General features: G+C 72.4%; 20 protein-coding genes. 8 read left to right on the forward strand and 12 right to left on the reverse strand.

Going from position 1 to position 18,352, the window contains the following annotated elements; all coding sequences use genetic code 11:
• The first annotated feature begins 24 nt into the window (after positions 1 to 24).
• The gene (locus tag IE096_RS16055; protein WP_189452196.1) at positions 25 to 753 is read left to right on the forward strand and encodes an aspartate/glutamate racemase family protein; all 729 of its coding nucleotides are present in this window, start codon (positions 25 to 27) and stop codon (positions 751 to 753) included.
• A gap of 85 nt (positions 754 to 838) precedes the next feature.
• Entirely contained in the window at positions 839 to 1,378 is a 540-nt protein-coding gene (locus tag IE096_RS16060; RefSeq protein WP_189452198.1) for a hypothetical protein, read from the forward strand.
• A gap of 70 nt (positions 1,379 to 1,448) precedes the next feature.
• Here the strand turns inward: IE096_RS16060 and IE096_RS16065 are convergent, their stop codons facing one another.
• Entirely contained in the window at positions 1,449 to 2,063 is a 615-nt protein-coding gene (locus IE096_RS16065) for an ATP-binding protein (protein ID WP_189452201.1), read from the reverse strand.
• Positions 2,064 to 2,210: 147 nt separating this feature from the next.
• Here IE096_RS16065 and IE096_RS16070 point away from each other — a divergent pair, with 147 nt between their 5' ends.
• Both IE096_RS16070 and IE096_RS16075 read left to right on the forward strand, forming a co-directional pair.
• The gene (locus tag IE096_RS16070; RefSeq protein WP_189452203.1) at positions 2,211 to 3,062 is read left to right on the forward strand and encodes a helix-turn-helix domain-containing protein; all 852 of its coding nucleotides are present in this window, start codon (positions 2,211 to 2,213) and stop codon (positions 3,060 to 3,062) included.
• A 10-nt stretch (positions 3,063 to 3,072) separates the two neighbouring features.
• Complete coding sequence (locus IE096_RS16075) at positions 3,073 to 3,342, forward strand: DUF397 domain-containing protein (protein WP_189452205.1); 270 nt, start codon at positions 3,073 to 3,075, stop codon at positions 3,340 to 3,342.
• Here IE096_RS16075 and IE096_RS32170 read toward each other — a convergent pair.
• Positions 3,317 to 3,892, reverse strand: a complete 576-nt coding sequence (locus IE096_RS32170; protein WP_189452207.1) for a nucleoside deaminase — start codon at positions 3,890 to 3,892, stop codon at positions 3,317 to 3,319. The genes IE096_RS16075 and IE096_RS32170 overlap by 26 nt on opposite strands.
• 19 nt (positions 3,893 to 3,911) lie before the next feature.
• Positions 3,912 to 5,117, reverse strand: a complete 1,206-nt coding sequence (locus tag IE096_RS16085) for an MFS transporter (protein ID WP_189452209.1) — start codon at positions 5,115 to 5,117, stop codon at positions 3,912 to 3,914.
• 91 nt (positions 5,118 to 5,208) lie between these two features.
• On the opposite strand from IE096_RS16085, the gene IE096_RS16090 reads away from it, so the two are divergent.
• Together IE096_RS16090 and IE096_RS16095 are read left to right on the forward strand one after the other, a co-directional pair.
• Entirely contained in the window at positions 5,209 to 5,646 is a 438-nt protein-coding gene (locus tag IE096_RS16090) for a winged helix-turn-helix transcriptional regulator (protein WP_189452211.1), read from the forward strand.
• A 116-nt stretch (positions 5,647 to 5,762) separates the two neighbouring features.
• Complete coding sequence (locus tag IE096_RS16095; RefSeq protein ID WP_189452213.1) at positions 5,763 to 6,197, forward strand: hypothetical protein; 435 nt, start codon at positions 5,763 to 5,765, stop codon at positions 6,195 to 6,197.
• 16 nt (positions 6,198 to 6,213) lie between these two features.
• Here the strand turns inward: IE096_RS16095 and IE096_RS16100 are convergent, their stop codons facing one another.
• From IE096_RS16100 to hrcA, 7 genes are all read right to left on the reverse strand, one after another.
• Positions 6,214 to 7,017: a helix-turn-helix transcriptional regulator gene (locus tag IE096_RS16100; RefSeq protein ID WP_189452215.1), complete on the reverse strand. Its 804-nt coding sequence runs from the start codon at positions 7,015 to 7,017 to the stop codon at positions 6,214 to 6,216.
• A gap of 76 nt (positions 7,018 to 7,093) precedes the next feature.
• A complete protein-coding gene (locus tag IE096_RS16105) occupies positions 7,094 to 7,894 on the reverse strand; it encodes a helix-turn-helix transcriptional regulator (RefSeq protein WP_189452217.1) in 801 nt (266 codons plus the stop codon).
• Positions 7,895 to 8,184: 290 nt separating this feature from the next.
• Positions 8,185 to 8,955 carry a response regulator transcription factor gene (locus IE096_RS16110; protein WP_189452219.1) on the reverse strand — a complete coding sequence of 257 codons (771 nt, stop codon included), beginning with the start codon at positions 8,953 to 8,955 and terminating at the stop codon, positions 8,185 to 8,187.
• Positions 8,956 to 8,994: 39 nt separating this feature from the next.
• Positions 8,995 to 9,744: a 16S rRNA (uracil(1498)-N(3))-methyltransferase gene (locus tag IE096_RS16115; RefSeq protein WP_189452221.1), complete on the reverse strand. Its 750-nt coding sequence runs from the start codon at positions 9,742 to 9,744 to the stop codon at positions 8,995 to 8,997.
• A gap of 58 nt (positions 9,745 to 9,802) precedes the next feature.
• Entirely contained in the window at positions 9,803 to 10,876 is a 1,074-nt protein-coding gene (locus IE096_RS16120; protein WP_189452223.1) for a nitronate monooxygenase, read from the reverse strand.
• 168 nt (positions 10,877 to 11,044) lie between these two features.
• The gene (dnaJ, locus tag IE096_RS16125) at positions 11,045 to 12,184 is read right to left on the reverse strand and encodes a molecular chaperone DnaJ (RefSeq protein WP_189452225.1); all 1,140 of its coding nucleotides are present in this window, start codon (positions 12,182 to 12,184) and stop codon (positions 11,045 to 11,047) included.
• A complete protein-coding gene (gene hrcA, locus IE096_RS16130; RefSeq protein ID WP_189452227.1) occupies positions 12,185 to 13,201 on the reverse strand; it encodes a heat-inducible transcriptional repressor HrcA in 1,017 nt (338 codons plus the stop codon).
• A gap of 231 nt (positions 13,202 to 13,432) precedes the next feature.
• Here hrcA and IE096_RS16135 point away from each other — a divergent pair, with 231 nt between their 5' ends.
• Positions 13,433 to 14,176 (forward strand): MBL fold metallo-hydrolase, encoded by a 744-nt coding sequence (locus IE096_RS16135; RefSeq protein ID WP_189452229.1) that lies wholly within the window; start codon positions 13,433 to 13,435, stop codon positions 14,174 to 14,176.
• 33 nt (positions 14,177 to 14,209) lie between these two features.
• Positions 14,210 to 15,040 carry a DUF3097 domain-containing protein gene (locus IE096_RS16140; protein WP_189452231.1) on the forward strand — a complete coding sequence of 277 codons (831 nt, stop codon included), beginning with the start codon at positions 14,210 to 14,212 and terminating at the stop codon, positions 15,038 to 15,040.
• A gap of 103 nt (positions 15,041 to 15,143) precedes the next feature.
• Here the strand turns inward: IE096_RS16140 and hemW are convergent, their stop codons facing one another.
• Together hemW and IE096_RS16150 are read right to left on the reverse strand one after the other, a co-directional pair.
• Positions 15,144 to 16,376 (reverse strand): radical SAM family heme chaperone HemW, encoded by a 1,233-nt coding sequence (gene hemW, locus IE096_RS16145; RefSeq protein WP_189452233.1) that lies wholly within the window; start codon positions 16,374 to 16,376, stop codon positions 15,144 to 15,146.
• Between the two features lie 27 nt (positions 16,377 to 16,403).
• A complete protein-coding gene (locus IE096_RS16150) occupies positions 16,404 to 18,302 on the reverse strand; it encodes a SpoIIE family protein phosphatase (RefSeq protein ID WP_189452235.1) in 1,899 nt (632 codons plus the stop codon).
• Positions 18,303 to 18,352: the final 50 nt, after the last annotated feature.

The raw sequence follows: 18,352 nt of genomic DNA on the forward strand, positions 1-18,352 counted from the left end.
CACCCGCGATCGTTCGGAGGCACGATGAAGCACCTGGGAATCCTGGGACACAGTGCGGAAGGCGCGGCGCTGTGCCTCCGTTCGTTCTGCCGGAAGGGCTTCGCGGAGCTCGGTCCCCACGAGCACCCGGACGTCACCCTCGACCTCATCGCCATGGCGCGCAGCATGCCCGCCTGGGACGCGGGCGACCACGACACGGTCCGCACCCTGCTGTCGGCCAGTGCCGATCGCCTCGCCCGCGCGGGAGCGGAATTCTTCATCTGCCCCGACAACACGGCCCACATGGCCCTCGAACGCCCCGGCCCCGACCTCGCCCTCCCCGGCCTCCACATCGCCGACGTCGTCGCCGACCGCGCCGCGCGCGACGGCCGGAAGCGGGTGGGCGTGCTGGGCACCCGCTACACCATGGACGGTCCCCTCTACGTCGAGGCGTTCGCCCGGCGCGGCATCGAGGCCGAGGTCCCGGACCCGGCCGACCGTCGCCTCGTCAACGACGTCATCTTCGACGAGCTCCTCAACGGCGTCCTCGACGCGCGCTCGCGCCGCGCGTACGTACGGATCATCGAGGCCCTGGCCGCCCGTGGCTGCGACGCGGTCGCCCTCGTCTGCACCGAGATCCCCCTCCTGATCACCCCCGACGTCTCCCCGCTCCCCACCCTCGACTCCACCCGCCTCCTCGCCCACGCCGCCTTCGAGACCGCCGCCGGTCGATCACCCCTGCCCACGTGGCGTGGCGGGCCCGCCGACCGGTGATTGGCCCCTGACCTGCCCCTTGGTGTAGAACACTCCGCGATCAGACATGATCACGACAACTTTTCCGCACCACGGGGGAAACATCATGAAGGCAACCCGACGCCTCGTCGGCGCCCTCGCCGTCGTCGCCGCCCTCGGCGGCGGCCTCACCGCCTGCGGCCCTGACACGGACACCGCGGGCGGTACGACCGGGGGCGCCGGCGCCTCGGCCAAGCCGGCCGACGGCGCCAAGGGCGACGGCCCCAAGGGCGAGCCCGGCAGCGACTGCGGCGCCCCGCCGCAGCTGCCCGCCGGCCACAAGATGGTGGAGATCGCCGTCCCGCCGTCAAAGGGTTCGATGTCCGCCAAGGACGCCAAGCCCACCTGCACGCCCAACGACTGGATCTACCACGGCCAGGGCGAGGCCAAGTACTACGTCTTCGCCTCGGAGACGAAGGCCGAGATCGCCCTCGGCTCGGGCAAGACGAAGGACGTCCCCGTCGGCGAGCTCTGGATGCACGCGGGCGACTGCCTCACGAACCAGAGCGCGGTGAAGCCGCCGTACAGCTGCTCCGGCAACATCTACGACATCACGACGGACTCCGAGGGCAAGGTCACCAGCATCAAGGAGATCTGGCACCCCTGACGAGCCTCGCGGGGCGGGCGGGGCGGGGTGTCAACCCCGCCCCGAGCGCCCGCCTGCTATGCGCCTGCGGTCACCGCACGTCCCATTGCGGCAGCAGATGCGTGTCCCTGAAGTGGCTGCGGATCGCGATCGACGCGTCCTGAATCTCGTCCGGCGCCCGCTTCTCGGCGACGGCCTTCCTCCGCGCGCCCTCCAGGTCGACACAGTCCGCGCACCCCGCGGGCGACACCCACCGCGGCGCGGTTTTCTTTCCCGGGTGCGCCAGTTCGAACCACAGCGTCTTGCCGAACCGACGCCGGTCGTACGTGTGACTGCCCCAGTCGTCGGCCCATAGTTCGACGAACCGCAGGCCGCGGCCTGCCTCCGCGTGCACGGCGGGCTCCGGTGTCGCGCGGGCTCGACTGCGCCTGAACATGCCGGGTACGACTGGGCTCGTGTCCCACACGTTCACCCGGAGCCGGTCCCCTTCGCGGCAGTGGAGCCGGACCGAGCACGGGCCCTCCGTGTGGAGGTGGGCGTTCGTGACCAGCTCGCTGGTCAAGAGCAGTGCCCTCTCGGCGATTTCGGACAGGGCGTGGCTGTCCAGGACCGCCTGGAGGGTCACGCGCGCGATGCCGGGTGCGCGAGCATCGCGCGGCAGTTCGAGGAGGTAGGACCAGGGCTGAGGCGGCGATACGGTTGCCATGAAGGTCTCCTGGCGGGTTGCCGGTTAGTGGCCTACGCCACACGGTAGCCCCGGCCTCATAAGAGCTTTGACCGAACAAGTCAAAGCGCTTTGATAACCATCCATGTGGGTGATGCTCCTGCATGGACGCACGCGGAAAGAGAGCTCATGCCGGCGAGGAACAGCCCGACAGCGCGTCAGCTCCGCCTAGGCAGCGAGCTGCGCAAGATGCGCGAACGCGCGGGATTGACCTCAACGGAGGCCGGTCGCCTCCTGGGCACCAACCAGACCCAGATCAGCAACATCGAGTCGAGCCGGTTCGGCGTCAGCGCCGACCGCGTACGGGCGCTGGCCCGCAACTACGAGTGCTCGGACCAGGCACTGGTCGATGCGCTCGTCGCCATGGCGAATGACCGGAAACGCGGCTGGTGGGAGGAGTACAGGGAACACCTGCCGGCTGGCCTGATCGACCTCACGGAGCTGGAGCACCATGCGGTAGCGCTACGGGTTGCCCAGGTAATCAACATTCCTGGGCTGCTTCAAACCATCGACTACGCCCGCGCGATCTTCCGACAGGCGGTGCCTCCGCTTCTTCCGCACGACATTGAGTTCAGAGTCTCGCACCGGATCAAACGCCAAGCGATCCTCTACCGCGACAGCCCGCCGTCGTACACCGCGATCATTCACGAAGCCGCGCTACGCATGGAATTCGGTGGCGTCGAAACCGCCGCAGCCCAGCTCAATCACCTCATCGCCATGAGCGAGCGGGACAACGTGACCATCGTGGTCGTTCCTTTCGCTGGCACGTCCTTTCCCAGCTCAGGTCACGGCGTCGACTACCTGTACGGCCCAGTGCCGCAGCTGGACACCGTGCATCTGGATGTGGCTCAAGGCGGCGCCCAGATCGATGCAGCCGCCAAGCTGGAGAAGTACCGCCTCGTTCTCGACCGGATGCAAGAGGTCGCTCTCCCACCCGCCGCTTCCCGCGACTTGATCCACGGGATCGTGCGGGCACTCTGAGAGGAACGTGATGGCACTCAACTGGCAGAAATCCTCATACAGCGAAGAGGCTTCCTCCTGCATCTACCTGGCCGCAGGACAGGCGTGGCAGAAGTCGACGTACAGCGAGTACGGGTCCTCGTGCATCTATGTGTCCCCGGCTCTTACAGGGACCATCCACCTCCGCGAGAGCGACGACCCCGACGTCATCCTCACCACAACCCCCGCAAGACTCCGCCCCCTCATAACCCGCATAAAGGCGGGGGCCCTCACCCCTACCCCCGATAGAGCGGATCCGTAAGATCCGCCCTTACCCCGCGTGCCAGCGCGGGCCGCGACAACCCCCGCACCCGGCCAAAGATTTCGTCTGTGGGAACGTCGATCTGCGGTACCCCCCACCCCACAAGCTGCGCGACCGACGTCCCAAAGGCCACACCGCGCACCCCGCACCACACCAGCGCACCCGCGCACATTGGGCAGGGCTCGGCCGTAGCGACCACCACGTGCTCCGAAAGATCAAAACCCCCCGCCACGGCCTCCCGCACAAGGTTCGTCTCGGCGTGGGCCGTCAGATCCCCACTCTCGCCCGTGTTGCCGGCCCCGGCAACAACCGCACCCGTCGCGGCGTCGACCAAAACGGCCCCGTAGGGCCACTTCGCCGCCGCACGGGCGTACTCCACGGCCGCGGGCATGGCCCGCAGAACAGCGTCCCGCAGCGGCGGGGGCCAGTCGCCGGACCAGCCCGGATCGGGCGTGCGCGGGCGCGCGGACGGGGCCGCGCGGGTCAGGGAGAGCGGGGCGGCCGTGGCCGCCGTCAGAGACAGGACGCGCCGCCGTGAGAGGAAGGTCATCGCACCATCCTCGGCGTCATCACCCGCTCCGAGTGCGGATTCCCTCGGACGTCACCTGCTCGGAGGGGAGGTCCACGCTGCCATGGGGGCTGACGGCCCAGACGGCGAGCGCGCAGGCCGCGAACCCGGCGCCGAGGAGGCTGGAGCCCGCCCAGCCGTGGGCGGCGAAGGCGGCGGTGGTCGCGGCGGCGCCGAGGGCCGAGCCGAGGGAGTAGAAGATCATGTAGCCACCGATGACGGTGCTGAGCCGATCGGGGTGCCCGGAAGTCAGCACGTGCTGATTGCTCACGTGTACGGCCTGGACGGCGAAGTCGAGGGCCACGATCCCGAGGACGAGGAGCCACAGGGCCCACGTGAGCTGCCCGATCGCCGCCCACGAGAGGAGCAGCAGGAGCAGGGCGAAGCCGCTGACCGGGGTCGCCCGGCCCGCGTCGGCCCACCGGCCCGCGCGGGCCGCGCCGAGCGCGCCGGCGAGTCCGGCGACGCCGAAGAGTCCGATGCGGCTCTCGCTCAGGTGCCAGGGCGCATCCGCCAGCGGCAGGGAAACGCCGCTCCACAGCGTGCCGAACGACGCGAACAGGAAGAACGTGATCACTCCGCGCGACAGGAAGAGGCGGTCCTTGAACAGTCCGCAGAGTGAGGAGACGGTCTGCTTGTAGCTGGGACCGGCGCGGCGCTCGTCCGGGGGCAGGGCGAGGAGGACGAGGGCCGCGAGGCCGAGTGACAGCGCCGCGAGCACGGCGTAGACGCTCCGCCAGCTCCATACGTCGGCGAGCGCGCCGGTGACGACCCGCGCGCCGAGGATGCCGATGACGACGCCGGAGGTGACGACGCCGATGTTCCGTCCGCGTTCGCCGGGCGGCGAGATCGACGCGGTGTAGGCCACCGTGGTCTGTACGACGACCGCGAACGCGCCGGCCGCCGCGAGCCCCGCGAACGCCATCCACGCGGCCGGCGCGGAGGCCGTCAGGACCAGGCCCACCGCGGTGACCGCCAGGTGGACGGCGATGAGCCGACGCCTGTCGGCGACCACATCGCCGAGGGGTACGAGCAGTAACAGCCCCGCGATATAGCCGAACTGGGCTGTCGAGACGATCCATCCGGAGAGATCCGTGGACAGACCGAGATCGTGCCCCATCGGCTCCAGAACCGGCTGCGCCGCATAGACGCTCGCCACAGCCGTCCCGCACACCACCGCGAGCAACAACCGCCGCCACACGTTCATCGCGCGCCCCCTCCCTAAAATCAGTAGCAGATCGCAACCGCTTTGACGCTACGGCAGAATGGTTTCAATCCGCAACCCATCTGGAGGTGTCATGCCGAGCCCCGACTGGACCGATCCCGAATGTCCCGTCGCCCGCACGCTCGACCTCGTCGGCGACAGGTGGAGCCTTCTCGTCATCCGCGACGCGATGGACGGGGCACGGGCGTTCACCGAGTTCCAGCGCCGCACCGGTATCGCCCGGAACATCCTCACCGACCGCCTCCGCAAGCTCACCGCTCACGGGCTCATCACCCAGCGCACCGCGCCGTCGGGCCGCCGCCAGGAATACGTGCTCACCGACGCCGGACGCGACCTCTTCGCGGTGATCCTCACGCTGCGGCAGTGGGGAGAACGCCACGCGTTCGACCCGGGCGAGACCCACTCCACCCTTGTCGACCGGCACGGCGCCCCCGTGCCGGACATCGCACCGGCCGGAACCGACGGCACGCTTCTCGACGCCGACACCACCCACGTGCGAAGGTCCCACTAGGACGGGTGGTTTGGAACCGGCTCTCCGTCCTACCGTCGAACTGCTGGCCAAGCTAAGCCCGTTGTTACCGTCGGAAGTGACGTCCGGTCCGACGGGATCAAGGAGAGGGAATCATCGTGGGAACGAAGTGGTCCGCCGCTCCATGGGGCACGGCGCTGACCCTGGTCACTGTCATGGCCGCTACCGCGGCACCGGCGGCCGCCCACGGCCAGGCACCCGACCGGGCCCGCCTGGCTCAGCGCGTCGTGCTCACGAACGCGGACAACGGCCGGTCCGTGACCGCGAGCTTGGGTGACGACGTCGAAGTCCGGCTCACCGGCTACCGCAAGGACGGGCTCACCTGGACCTGGAGCACCCCGGCATCCAGCGACTCCACCGTTCTCCGGCGTACCGCCGGCCGTACGGCACCGAACGGCGACGCGTCAGCGACCTTCCGTGTGGAACACGACGGCACCGCCACCATCACCGCGCAACGACACTGCCGCCCCGACGCAGGCCATCTCTGTCCTTTGATGATCACGCCGTGGAAGGTCACGGTCGAAGTGAAGTGACCTCCTGGCACACGATCTACCGCACGATCCCCGCGCGTTTCGCCGCCAGGACCGCCGAGACGCGGTTGTTCGTGCCGAGCTTCCGGTAGACCTTCTCCAGGTGACGGTTGACCGTGTGCGGCGAGATCGTCAGACGGCGGCCGATGCCCGCCGCCGTCAGGCCCTCGGCCAGCAGCCCCAGCACCGTCAGCTCGCGCGGCGTCAGGTCGTGACGCGGCGGGGACGGACCGCCGGCCGGGGCGGTCACCAGGCCGGACGGCGGCGTGGCCCCGGCGGCGTCGGCCACCGCGGCGCGGAGCCGGTGGAGTTCGCGGACGTGGCGGTCCACCCGGAGCAGGAGCGGCTGGACGCGCGCGGTGAAGGCGACTTCGTGTTCGGTGAAGTCGCCGCGCCGCCCGAGGCTGACGGCGCGCAGCTCGCCGGGGACCCCGAGGAGGGGAACGCCGAGCTGGTGGGTGGTGCCGTAGTCGCGGCGGGCCTCGCTGTACCAGGAGGAGTTGCGCCAGGTGTCGCAGATCTGGGTGATGCTCACGGGGCTGGAGCCGGCGGCTTCCATGTACGCGATCAGGGGGTGCCGCTGCTGGACCCGTCGCCGGATGACCTCGCTGACGTCCGGTCCCATGGAGTGGGGCGCCCAGCCCTGGGCGTAGCCGTCCCGCTCGGCGACGCGGATGCCGGCGAAGATGACGGTGTCGCAGCCCAGCGCTTCCTGGAGGTGCCCGGCCATCAGGTGCCAGAGCGACTCGGGTTCGTCGTGTTCCAGGACGGCCATGACGAGATCGAGCATGCGCTCGTAGTCGCGCGCGTGAAGTCCTGACATCGGCGGGCCCGCTTCCTCTCGGCCCCCGCTCGCGGCATGCTACATGCGGTCGGCGAGCGCGGGTGAACGCCTCCTGTCAGGGGACGATGCCCGCGTGCTTGGCGGTCAGTACCGTCGAGACCCGGTTGTTGGTGCCGAGCTTCCGGTAGACCTTCTCCAGATGACGGTTGACCGTGTGCGGGGAGATCGCCAGGCGGCGGGCGATACCGCTCGCCGTCAGGCCCTCCGTCAGCAGCCCCAGCACCGTCAGCTCGCGCGGCGTGAGACGCGGCGTGGGGTCGGGGCGCCGCAGAGGCGGACGTGCCGTCGGCACAGCAGGCGGCGCCGCCGCCTCCCGTAGCCGGCGCAGCTCCCGTATGTGCCGGTCGGCGGCGGTCAGGAGCGGCTGGATCCGGGTCGCGAAGGCCAGGTCGCGCTCCGAGAAGTCGCCGGTCCGGCCCAGGACGAGGCCGCCCTGGGGGCCGTCCGTGCCGGGCAGGGGGATGCCGAGCTGCTGGGTGGTGCCGAAGTCGCGGCGGGCCTCGCTGTACCAGGCGGATTGGCGCCAGCGGTCGGTGAGTTCGCGCACGATCACGGGGTGGTGGGCGCCGGAGGCCAGGTAGGGGACCAGCGGGTGGCGCTGGCGCACCCGGCGCTGGACCACCTCGTTCACACCCTGCCCGAGCGACCGGGGCGCCCAGCCCCGGGCCTCGCCCCGGGCCAGGCGGAGGTCGATCGAGGCGAAGACGACCGTGTTGAGGCCGAGGGCGTCGACGAGGTGCGCGGAGACGAGGTGCCAGAGGGACTCGGGGTCGTCGTGCTCCAGGACGGCCATGGTGAGGTCGAGCATGAACTCGTAGTCCCGTGCCCGGAGTCCGAGCCCGTGCGGCTGTGGCATGGCGGGTCCGTCCCCTCTCGGGTCCCCGTCCGCCGCATGGTACCGGTTACGGAAAGCGCCCCCAAGAGACCCGGGGGCCGCATGGGGGCGCGGAGGAGGCGGATCGCGCCGACGTCGAATCCCCCGTGGCCGGCGTCGGCGCGATCGCGCGTCCCTGTCAGGGTCGCACGCGGGCCCTCGGCCGCACGATGGGAAGAACTTCCCACTCAAGGGTGTGGGTAGCCCCACCCCCGGTCGCCCGGGTCGGGGTTGAGAGGTTCAGGGGGACAGAGGTTCAGGGGTTCAGGGGTTCAGGGGACGATGCCCGCCTGCTGGGCCAGGAGCACGGTGGAGACCCGGTTGTTGGTGCCGAGCTTCCGGTAGATCTTCTCCAGGTGGCGGTTGACCGTGTGCGGCGAGATCGACAGGCGGCGGGCGATGCCGCTCGCCGTCAGCCCCTCCGCCAGCAGCCCCAGCACGGTCAGTTCGCGGGGTGTGAGGCCGTGGCCCGAGGGGTGGGCGGTGGTCAGGTCCGGCGCGGCGGTGCGCAGGCGGCGCAGCTCCTGGATGTGGTTGGCCGCGCCGATGAGCAGCGGCTGGAGGCGCGCGGCGAAGGCCACGTCCTGGGGGCTGAACCGGCCGTCGCGGCCCATGAGCACCAGGCGGGCCGTGCCGGGGGCGCCGGGGAGGGGCAGGCCCAGTTGCTCGGTGATGCCGAAGTCCCGGCGCGCCTCGCTGTACCACTGGGTGTGGCGCCAGCGGGCGCATATCTCGCCGACGGTCACCGGCTCGGACTCGCCGCCCACGGTGTAGGTCACCAGCGGGTGGCGCTGGCGCACCCGGCGCTGGACGAGGTCGCCGACGAACTGCGCGAGCCGCTGCGGGGCCCAGCCCTCCACCCTTCCGGTGCGCCGGGCCGAGTCGACGACGGAGAAGGTGACCGAGTCGCAGCCCACCGTCTCCAGGAGCTGCCCGGTGATCAGTTGCCAGGACGACTCGGGGTCGTCGCTCTCCAGAACCGCGACGGCGAGGTCGAGCATCCGCTCGTAGTCGCGCGTCTGGAGCTGCTGGGTCCGTGTCATCCCCGCCGTCCGCCCCCCGGCTCCACCGTGTCCGGCCCCCTAGCCCCAGCGCCCCGTACGGCCCAGCAGCAGGGCCGCGGCCGCCGTGCCGGCGGTCGAGGTGCGCAGGACGCTCGGGCCGAGGCGGTAGGGGTGGGCGCCGGCCTCGGCGAAGGCGGCGAGCTCCTCGGGGGAGACGCCGCCCTCCGGGCCGACGACCAGGACGATGTCGCCCGTCTCCGGCAGGGGTGCCGTGGCGAGCGGGGTGCTGCCCTCCTCGTGGAGGACGGCCGCGAAGTCGGCGCCCGCCAGGAGCTCGGCGACCTGCCGGGTGCCGGCGAGGTCGGCGACGGTGGGGAAGCGCAGCCGGCGGGCCTGCTTGCCGGCCTCGCGGGCGGTCGCGCGCCACTTGCCCAGGGACTTCAGGCCGCGGTCGCCCTTCCACTGGGTGACGCAGCGGGAGGCGGACCAGGGCACGATCGCGTCGACGCCGGTCTCCGTCATGGTCTCGACGGCCACTTCGCCGCGGTCGCCCTTGGGCAGGGCCTGGACGACGGTGATCCGGGGCCGGGGTTCCGGCTCGGAGCGCACGGAGGTGACGGCGACGTCCAGGTGGTCCTTGCCCTCGACGGCGGCGACGGTGCCGTGGACGCCCGTGCCGGAGCCGTCGGTCAGGACGATCTCCTCGCCCACGCGCAGCCGGCGCACCGAGACCGCGTGGCGGCCCTCGGGCCCGTCCAGCGGGAAGACGGTGCCGGGGAAGACACCCGTCAGGGCGTCCTCCTCGACCAGGAAGACCGGGGCTGTCATGACGTACTCGCTCTCTCGCTGCGCCGAATCGCTCTCGTTCCCACGTCCGCTCCTCCGGTCATGGCCGCCGCGTGGCCAATGACGAGCGCGCGGCGTCCAGTTCGGCCGCCAGGAGGCGTACCAGGTCGCCGGCGGGGAGCTCCCGCGCCAGGCGGTGGCCCTGGCCGGCCCACAGGTTCATGCCCTGGGGGTCGCCGGCGGCGGCCGCCGCCTTGCGCAGGCCGGAGGTCAGATAGTGGATCTGGGGGTAGGCGGCCGGGGCGTAGGGGCCGTGCTCCCGAAGGAAACGGTTCACCAGGCCGCGGGCGGGGCGGCCGGAGAAGGCCCGGGTGAGCTCGGTGCGGACGAACCGGGGATCGGTCAGGGCGCGCTTGTGCAGCTCGTGGGCGCCGGACTCCGGGCAGACGAGGAAGGCCGTGCCGAGCTGGGCGGCGCTCGCGCCCGCCGCGAGGACGGCCGCCACCTGGGCGCCGCGCATCAGGCCGCCGGCCGCGACGACGGGCAGCGGGACGGCCTCCCGGACCTCGGCCACGAGCGCCAGCAGGCCGACCCCGGCGCCCGCGCCGTCGGCGTGCGGGTCGTCGTGGTGGGTGCCCTGGTGGCCGCCGGCCTCTATGCCCTGGACGCACACCGCGTCGGCGCCCGCCTCGTGGGCGGCCAGCGCCTCGGCGGCGGAGGTCACGGTCACCACGGTCACGGTGCCGGCCTTGGCGAGGGCGTCCACGACCGTGCGGTCGGGACACCCGAAAGTGAAGGAGACGACGGGCACGGGGTCGTCGAGGAGGACGGCGAGCTTGGCCTCGTAGCCGTCGTCGGAGCCCTGGTCGGTCTCGCCCAGCGGGGTCCGGTACCAGGCGGACTCGCCGGCCAGTTGCTCGGCGTAGACCTCGATGGCCGCAGGGTCGGCGGCGGGCGGCTGGGGCATGAAGAGGTTCACGCCGAAGGGGCGGGACGTACGGGCGCGGAGCTGCTTGATCTCCTCGTACATCGCCGCGGGGGTCTTGTAGCCCGCGGCGAGGAAGCCGAGGCCGCCGGCGTCGCCGACGGCGGCGGCGAGGGCCGGGGTGGAGGCACCGCCGGCCATGGGGGCCTGCACGATCGGGTGCTCGAACAGTCCGTTCAACGGGGCCATGAGCACATCGTGTCACAAGTGGGGTAACCGGGGGCTCTGCCCCCGATTACCCCGTGGCCATCGGGCCTAACGGCCGTTGAACGCGTCCTTCAAGCACGAGAACAGCCCCTGCTGCCCCGGCTTGCTGTGCTTGCCCGGGGGGCGACCCCCGGACCCCCAGCCAGGCGCCTACCGCCCGTTGAACGCGTCCTTCAGTCGCGAGAACAGCCCCTGCTGCCCCGGCTTGAACTCGCCCGTCGGGCGTTCCTCGTTGCGCATCTTGGCGAGCTGGCGCAGCAGTTCCTCCTGCTGCGGGTCCAGCTTGGTCGGCGTGGTCACCTCGACGTGGACGACGAGGTCACCGCGGCCGCCGCCGCGCAGGTGGGTGACGCCCCGCTGGTGGAGCGGGATCGACTGGCCGGACTGGGTGCCCGGGCGGATGTCGATCTCCTCGACGCCGTCCAGGGTCTCCAGCGGCACCTTCGTGCCGAGCGCCGCCGCCGTCATCGGGATGGTGACCGTGCAGTGGAGGTCGTCGCCACGCCGCTGGAACATCGGGTGCGGCTTCTCGTGGATCTCCACGTAGAGGTCGCCGGCGGGGCCGCCGCCGGGGCCGACCTCGCCCTCGCCCGCGAGCTGGATCCGGGTGCCGTTGTCGACACCGGCGGGAATCTTCACCGTCAGGTTCCGCCGGGACCGGACGCGGCCGTCGCCGGCGCACTCCGGGCACGGGGTCGGCACGACCGTGCCGAAGCCCTGGCACTGGGGGCAGGGGCGGGACGTCATGACCTGGCCCAGGAAGGACCGGGTGACCTGGGAGACCTCACCGCGGCCGCGGCACATGTCACAGGTCTGCGCGGACGTGCCCGGGGCGGCGCCCTCGCCGCTGCACGTGGTGCAGACGACGGCGGTGTCGACCTGGATGTCCTTGGTGGTGCCGAAGGCCGCCTCGGTCATGGTGACCTCGAGACGGATCATGGCGTCCTGGCCGCGGCGCGTGCGCGAGCGCGGACCGCGCTGCGAGGCCTGGCCGAAGAAGGCGTCCATGATGTCGGAGAAGTTGCCGAAGCCCGCGCCGCCGAAGCCGCCGCCGGCACCCGCGCCGCCCGAGGAGGACAGCGGGTCGCCGCCGAGGTCGTAGACCTGCTTCTTCTGCGGGTCGGAGAGCACCTCGTAAGCGGCGTTGATCTCCTTGAACCGCTCCTGGGTCTTCGGGTCCGGATTGACGTCCGGGTGGAGCTCTCGCGCGAGACGGCGGAAGGCCTTCTTGATCTCGTCCGCGGAGGCGTCGCGGCGGACGCCCAGGATCGCGTAGTAATCCGTGGCCACTTACGACTCCGCCAGGATCTGTCCGACGTAACGTGCCACTGCGCGTACCGCTCCCATCGTTCCGGGGTAGTCCATGCGGGTCGGTCCGACCACGCCGAGTTTGGCGACGGCCTCGCCGCCCGAACCGTAGCCGACGGCGACGACGGATGTGGAGTTCAGCCCCTCGTGGGCGTTCTCGTGACCGATGCGCACGGTCATCTCCGAGTCCTTGGCCTCGCCGAGCAGCTTGAGCAGCACGACCTGCTCCTCCAGCGCCTCCAGCACGGGCCGGATCGTCAGCGGGAAGTCATGACCGAAACGAGTGAGATTGGCGGTGCCGCCGATCATCAGCCGCTCCTCGGTCTCCTCGACCAGCGTTTCGAGCAGGATCGAGAGGACTGTGGAAACGGTTCCGCGATCATCCTTCTCGAACGACTCGGGGAGGTCCTGCACCAGCTGCGGCACGTCCGCGAACCGGCGGCCCACGACGCGGCTGTTCAGCCGCGCGCGCAGATCCGCCAGCGCGTTCTCCCCGACCGGCGCCGGGCAGTCGACCATGCGCTGCTCGACCCGCCCGGTGTCGGTGATCAGGACGAGCATCACCCGGGCCGGGGCCAGGGACAGCAGCTCCACATGACGCACCGTCGAACGGGTCAGCGAGGGGTACTGCACCACCGCGACCTGACGCGTCAGCTGCGCCAGCAGCCGGACGGTCCGGGCCACCACGTCGTCCAGGTCGACGGCGCCGTCCAGGAAGTTGTGGATGGCGCGCCGCTCCGGCGTCGACAGGGGCTTGACGCCCGCGAGCCTGTCGACGAAGAGGCGGTAGCCCTTGTCGGTCGGGATGCGGCCGGCGCTGGTGTGAGGCTGGGCGATGTAGCCCTCCTCCTCCAGCGCGGCCATGTCGTTGCGCACGGTGGCCGGGGAGACCCCCAGCCGGTGCCGCTCGGTGAGCGCCTTGGAGCCCACGGGCTCCTCGGTACCCACGTAGTCCTGGACGATCGCGCGCAACACCTCGAGCCTTCGTTCGCTCAGCATTCGCGCGCACCTCCAGTCCAGTGGTCCAGCCGTCGTACGACCGTACGGGTCCTACGGTTCCTTACCGGGTCTCACAGGGTCTTCACCCCTGGCACTCAATGGTCACGAGTGCCAGATCCCTCCAGCCAGTGTACGGCCGGGCCCCACGGCCAGGGCAAGGGCCGTCCTCGCCGCGTGCCCGCGGCCGGGCCGCAGCAGGCAACCGTACCGCTCTGCCGCTAGCGTCGCGGTATGCAGACGCAAGGGGATGCCGGCACCGCGCACGCCGGTGGGGAGCACTGGGAACGGCTCGCGCCCGGGGTCGTCCGCCGCAGGTTGCCGGGCTGGGACGCGACCGTCGGGGCGATCGCGGGGGCGGACGGCGTGCTCGTCGTCGACACGGGCTCGTCGCTGCGCGATGGGGTGGAGATCCGTCGCGAGGTGCAGGAGCTCTTCGGGCTCCCCGTGACGCACATCGCACTCACCCACCCCCACTTCGACCACGTCCTGGGCACGGCCGCGTTCTCCGGCGTCCAGGTGTACGCGGCGGTGGGCACCGAGGAGCTGCTGGCGCGGGAGCGGGAGGAGCTGCGGCACGACGCGGTCCGGCACGGCATGGAGCCCGACACCGCCGCCGAGGCCGTGGACCTCCTCGTCCTCCCCCACCACCCGGTGTCCGGGGAGGTCACCGTCGACCTGGGCGGCGGCCGGCGGGTGCTGCTCGCCAACATCGGCCCCGGGCACACGGCGCACGACCTGGCCGCGCTGGTGGCGGGGGAACGCGAGGTCGTCTTCTGCGGCGACGTCGTCGAGGAGTCCGGCGAGCCGCAGGCGGGCCCGGACGCCCTCCCCCACGCCTGGCCGGCGGCCCTGGACCGGCTGCTGTCCCTCGGCGGCGACGACGCGCTCTACGTGCCGGGGCACGGCGCGGTCGTGGACGCGGCGTTCGTACGGGCGCAGCGCGACGCGCTGGCGGAGCGCTTCGGCGTGTCGTGACGGTGGTGTGGATCTTGAACCACAATGGCCCGCATGTGGAGCAAGCGGTACAGCCCTGATCTCACTCCTCCGTGGAAGCGGTCCGCTCCCGTGCCCGAGATCCCGGCGGAGCCGGATCTCGTGGTCGAGGAGGTCACGACCGGTTTCTGCGGGGCGGTGATCCGCTGCGAGAAGACGGCCCAGGGGCCGACGGTGACGCTGGAGGACCGCTTCGGCAAGTGCCGGGTGTTCCCCCTGGAGCCGCGCGGGTTCCTGCTGGACGGCCGGGTCGTCACCCTCGTCCGCCCGGCCCCCGCTCCCCCGGCGGCCCCCGCCCGCACCGCCTCCGGCTCCCTCGCCGTCCCCGGCGCCCGCGCCCGCGTCGCCCGCGCGGGCCGCATCTACGTCGAGGGCCGGCACGACGCGGAGCTCGTGGAGCGGGTGTGGGGCGACGACCTGCGCGTCGAGGGCGTGGTCGTCGAGTACCTGGAGGGCGTCGACGACCTCCCGTCGATCGTCCGCGCCTTCGGCCCGGGGCCGGACGCGCGGCTGGGCGTCCTGGTCGACCACCTCGTACCGGGCTCGAAGGAGTCGCGCATCGCGGCGGAGGTGACGGCGGAGTCCCCGCACGTGCTGGTCGTGGGTCACCCGTACGTGGACGTCTGGGAGGCCGTGAAGCCCGCGTCCGTGGGGATTCCGGGGTGGCCGACGGTGCCGCGGGGGCAGGACTGGAAGACGGGGGTGTGCGGGGCGCTCGGGTGGCCGGCGAACACGGGGGCCGCGTGGCAACGGATCCTGAGCTCGGTCCGCTCGTACAAGGACCTGGAGCCCGCGCTCCTGGGCCGCGTCGAGGAGCTGATCGACTTCGTGACGGTGGGCACCTAGTCGGCTTGTGGGCAGGCGTTCCGCAGGGCTGGGGGCACCTCCCAGCGGTAGCTGGGGGAGGGTGGGCACAAGCCGACCACCGGGCCGCACCCGGAAGCGCTCCTCAGTCCACCAGGTCGCGGACGACCGCGTCGGCCAGCAGACGACCCCGCAGGGTCAGCGCGGCCCGCCCGCGCTCGTAGGCGTCCGGCCGCAGCAGGCCGTCCGCAAGCGCCCGGGCCGCCGCCCGGGAACCGGCCGGCTTCAGGAGCGACAACGGGCACCCCTCCTCCAACCGCAGCTCCAACAGAATCCGCTCCACCCGCCGGTCCTCCTCCGAGAGGAGCTCCCGCCCCGCCCCCGGCGACCGCCCCTCGGCCAGCGCCTGCGCGTACGCCCCCGGATGCTTGACGTTCCACCACCGCACGCCCCCCACGTGGGAGTGCGCCCCCGGCCCCGCGCCCCACCAGTCCGCGCCGCGCCAGTAGAGCTCGTTGTGACGGCAGCGGCCCGCCTCGTTCGTCGCCCAGTTCGAGACCTCGTACCAGGAGAAGCCGGCCGCCGAGAGCGCCTCCTCGGCGATCAGGTAGCGGTCCGCGTGGACGTCGTCGTCCGTCATCGGCACCTCGCCGCGCCGGATGCGCCGCGCGAGCTGCGTGCCCTCCTCGACGATCAGGGCGTACGCCGAGACGTGGTCGGGGCCCGCGCCGATGACCGCGTCCAGGGAGGCGCGCCAGTCGTCGTCGCTCTCCCCCGGCGTGCCGTAGATCAGGTCGAGGTTGACGTGCTCGAAGCCCGCCGCGCGCGCCTCCGCCACGCACGCCTCCGGGCGGCCCGGGGTGTGGGTGCGGTCGAGGATCTTCAGGACGTGCTGCCGGGCGCTCTGCATGCCGAAGGAGACGCGGTTGAAGCCGGCGGCCCGCAGCTCCTCCAGGTAGCGGGGGTCGACGGACTCGGGGTTGGCCTCCGTGGTGACCTCGGCGCCGTCCGCCAGCCCGAACTCGTCGCGGATCGCGGCGAGCATCCGGCCCAGGTCGGCGGCGGGCAGCAGCGTGGGCGTGCCGCCGCCCACGAAGACCGTCTCGACCGGGCGCGGGTCGTCGCCGAGCACCTTGCGGGCGAGGCGGATCTCCTCGGCGACCGTCTCCGCGTAGTTCTCGCGGGAGGCGAGGGCGCCGCCGGAGCCGCGCAGCTCGTTCGCGGTGTAGGTGTTGAAGTCGCAGTAGCCGCAGCGGGTGGCGCAGTACGGGACGTGGAGGTAGAAGCCGAGGGGCCGCTGCCCGGAGCCGTCGAGGGCGTGGCGGGGCAGTGCCCCGTCCTCGGGCATGGGCTCACCATCGGGCAGTACGGAAGGCATACCGCCCATTGTCCGGCATGCCGCGGGTTACTCGGCCCGCAGCACCAGCAGCGCCAGGTCGTCGTCCGGCGGCGTCGGCGCGAAGCCGTGGACGGCGCGGCGGATGCGCCCGGCGACGCCTTCGGCCGTGAGGCCCGCGCAGCCCGCGAGGGCGGTGGCGAGGCCGTCGCCGTCGTCGAAGAGGCGGTTGCCGGCCTTGCGCTCGGTGACGCCGTCGGTGACGCACAGCAGGGTGTCGCCGTGCGCGAGGTCGAAGGACTGGCTGACGTAGGTGACGTCGTCGACGACGCCGAGGAGCATCTGCGGCGCCGCCACGCTGCGCACCGATCCGTCGGGGCGCAGGAGCAGCGGCAGCGGGTGCCCGGCGCTGGCGAGGGTGCAGCGGACGCCCTCGCGGTGGGGCACGAGCTCGCCGTAGAGGAGGGACAGGAAGCGCGGCCCGGCGCCGGTCTCCGCTTCGGCCGCCTCCTCGGCGAGCATCCGGTTGAGCCGGGTGAGGACGTCGCCGACGCCGTACCCCTCCTTCCCCAGGAGCCGGAGCCAGGGGCGGACGAGGCCGGTGGTCACGGCGGCCTCGGGGCCGCTGCCGCAGACGTCGCCGAGGGCGAAGCACCAGCGGTCGGGCCCGGCGGCGAAGACGTCGTAGAAGTCGCCGCCGGCGGCCGTGTCGCCGCGGGGTTCGTAGACGACGGCCTTGTCGAGGCCGGGGATCTCGGCGACGCGGCGCGGGAGCAGCCCGCGCTGGAGGATGCGGCTGATGGTGGCCTGGCGGGTGTATTTGCGGGCGGAGGCGAGGGCCAGGGCGAGGCGGCGGGCGAAGTCCTCGGTGAGGGTGACGACGTCGCCGCTCATGGCGGTGGGCCCGGAGCGGCCCAGCAGGAGGGTGCCGACGCCCCGGCCGCCCGCGACCAGCCGGCAGGCCAGGGCCGAGCCGTGGGCCGGGCCCCCGGCGGTTCCGTCGGACGGGCCGTCGCACGGGCCGTCCGACGGCCCGGCGGGGGCGTGGGGCCAGGGGACGGCGCGGCCGGCGGGGGCCAGGGCGGGCGGGGTGCGCTGGAGGGCGAGCCGGAGGGGCTCGACGCAGCTCTCGTGGGCGTGCCAGACGCGGGAGAGGCGCGGGGCGGGGCGGAGGCCGCCGGGGGTGCTCTCGGCGTCGAGCCAGACGGCGCACCAGTCGGCGAGGCGGGGGACGGCGAGCTGGGTGGCGAGGGAGGCGACGGTGTCCTCGTCGAACTGGCCGGAGAGCAGTTCGGAGGCCTCGGCGAGGAAGGACAGGGCGCGGTGGGGGCCGCTGTCGCCGAGATCGCGGGCGGGTGGTTCGCAGGGGGTGCCGGGGGCGAGGATCTCGGCTACGCGGAGGTCGCCGAGGAGGGTGTGGTCGACGGCGTACGAAGGGCCCGTGGGGTCCCTGGGGCTGGTGGGGAGGTGGAACCAGACGGTCTTGTCGGTGCGGCGGTAGGCGGTGCCCCAGGTCTCGGCCAGTTCGGCGACGAGGCGCAGGCCCTGGCCGCCGTGGGCGGGGCCGTCGGCGCGGTCCCCGCAGCCCTGGCGGGGGCGGGCGCGGAACTCCCGGGCGGGGTGGTGGTCGGTGACCTCGACGACGAGGCTGCCGCCGCGCGCGGGATCGAGCCGGCATTCGAGGTCGACCGATGTCCCGGCGTGCACCACGGCGTTGGTCACCAGCTCGCTGACGAGCAGCGTGGCGTCGTCGGTGACCACGGCGTGGGCGTTCCACCCGGCGAGCACGCTGCGGACGAACCGCCGGGCGGCGGAGGGCGCGCGGGCGTCGCCGGGGAGGCTGGTGCGGGCCGTGGGCGGTCCGGACGGCGACGGGTCGGGGCTACGGGCGGGGTTGCGTGGAACCGGCCCGTCCGTACGGGGCTTCGGTGATGTCCTCACAGTGGCGCTCCTGACCGCATACGGCATAGTGCGGATTTCACCACCGACAGACTGACAGACTGTCGGTGCTCAGGTGC

This window comes from Streptomyces abikoensis, assembly GCF_014648775.1.
In the GTDB taxonomy this organism is placed as follows: Bacteria; Actinomycetota; Actinomycetes; order Streptomycetales; family Streptomycetaceae; genus Streptomyces; species Streptomyces abikoensis.

Bases quoted from the DNA above. Each gene is read 5' to 3' on its own strand.
- IE096_RS16135 (WP_189452229.1), top strand. From the start codon at position 13,433: ATGCAGACGCAAGGGGATGCCGGCACCGCGCACGCCGGTGGGGAGCAC.
- IE096_RS32170 (WP_189452207.1), bottom strand. From the start codon at position 3,892: ATGACCTTCCTCTCACGGCGGCGCGTCCTGTCTCTGACGGCGGCCACG.
- IE096_RS16110 (WP_189452219.1), bottom strand. From the start codon at position 8,955: ATGACACGGACCCAGCAGCTCCAGACGCGCGACTACGAGCGGATGCTC.
- IE096_RS16070 (WP_189452203.1), top strand. From the start codon at position 2,211: ATGCCGGCGAGGAACAGCCCGACAGCGCGTCAGCTCCGCCTAGGCAGC.
- IE096_RS16100 (WP_189452215.1), bottom strand. From the start codon at position 7,017: ATGTCAGGACTTCACGCGCGCGACTACGAGCGCATGCTCGATCTCGTC.
- IE096_RS16075 (WP_189452205.1), top strand. From the start codon at position 3,073: ATGGCACTCAACTGGCAGAAATCCTCATACAGCGAAGAGGCTTCCTCC.
- IE096_RS16065 (WP_189452201.1), bottom strand. From the start codon at position 2,063: ATGGCAACCGTATCGCCGCCTCAGCCCTGGTCCTACCTCCTCGAACTG.
- IE096_RS16105 (WP_189452217.1), bottom strand. From the start codon at position 7,894: ATGCCACAGCCGCACGGGCTCGGACTCCGGGCACGGGACTACGAGTTC.
- IE096_RS16090 (WP_189452211.1), top strand. From the start codon at position 5,209: ATGCCGAGCCCCGACTGGACCGATCCCGAATGTCCCGTCGCCCGCACG.
- hrcA (WP_189452227.1), bottom strand. From the start codon at position 13,201: ATGCTGAGCGAACGAAGGCTCGAGGTGTTGCGCGCGATCGTCCAGGAC.
- IE096_RS16060 (WP_189452198.1), top strand. From the start codon at position 839: ATGAAGGCAACCCGACGCCTCGTCGGCGCCCTCGCCGTCGTCGCCGCC.
- IE096_RS16150 (WP_189452235.1), bottom strand. From the start codon at position 18,302: ATGCCGTATGCGGTCAGGAGCGCCACTGTGAGGACATCACCGAAGCCC.
- IE096_RS16115 (WP_189452221.1), bottom strand. From the start codon at position 9,744: ATGACAGCCCCGGTCTTCCTGGTCGAGGAGGACGCCCTGACGGGTGTC.
- IE096_RS16120 (WP_189452223.1), bottom strand. From the start codon at position 10,876: ATGGCCCCGTTGAACGGACTGTTCGAGCACCCGATCGTGCAGGCCCCC.
- IE096_RS16140 (WP_189452231.1), top strand. From the start codon at position 14,210: ATGTGGAGCAAGCGGTACAGCCCTGATCTCACTCCTCCGTGGAAGCGG.
- IE096_RS16085 (WP_189452209.1), bottom strand. From the start codon at position 5,117: ATGAACGTGTGGCGGCGGTTGTTGCTCGCGGTGGTGTGCGGGACGGCT.
- hemW (WP_189452233.1), bottom strand. From the start codon at position 16,376: ATGCCTTCCGTACTGCCCGATGGTGAGCCCATGCCCGAGGACGGGGCA.
- IE096_RS16055 (WP_189452196.1), top strand. From the start codon at position 25: ATGAAGCACCTGGGAATCCTGGGACACAGTGCGGAAGGCGCGGCGCTG.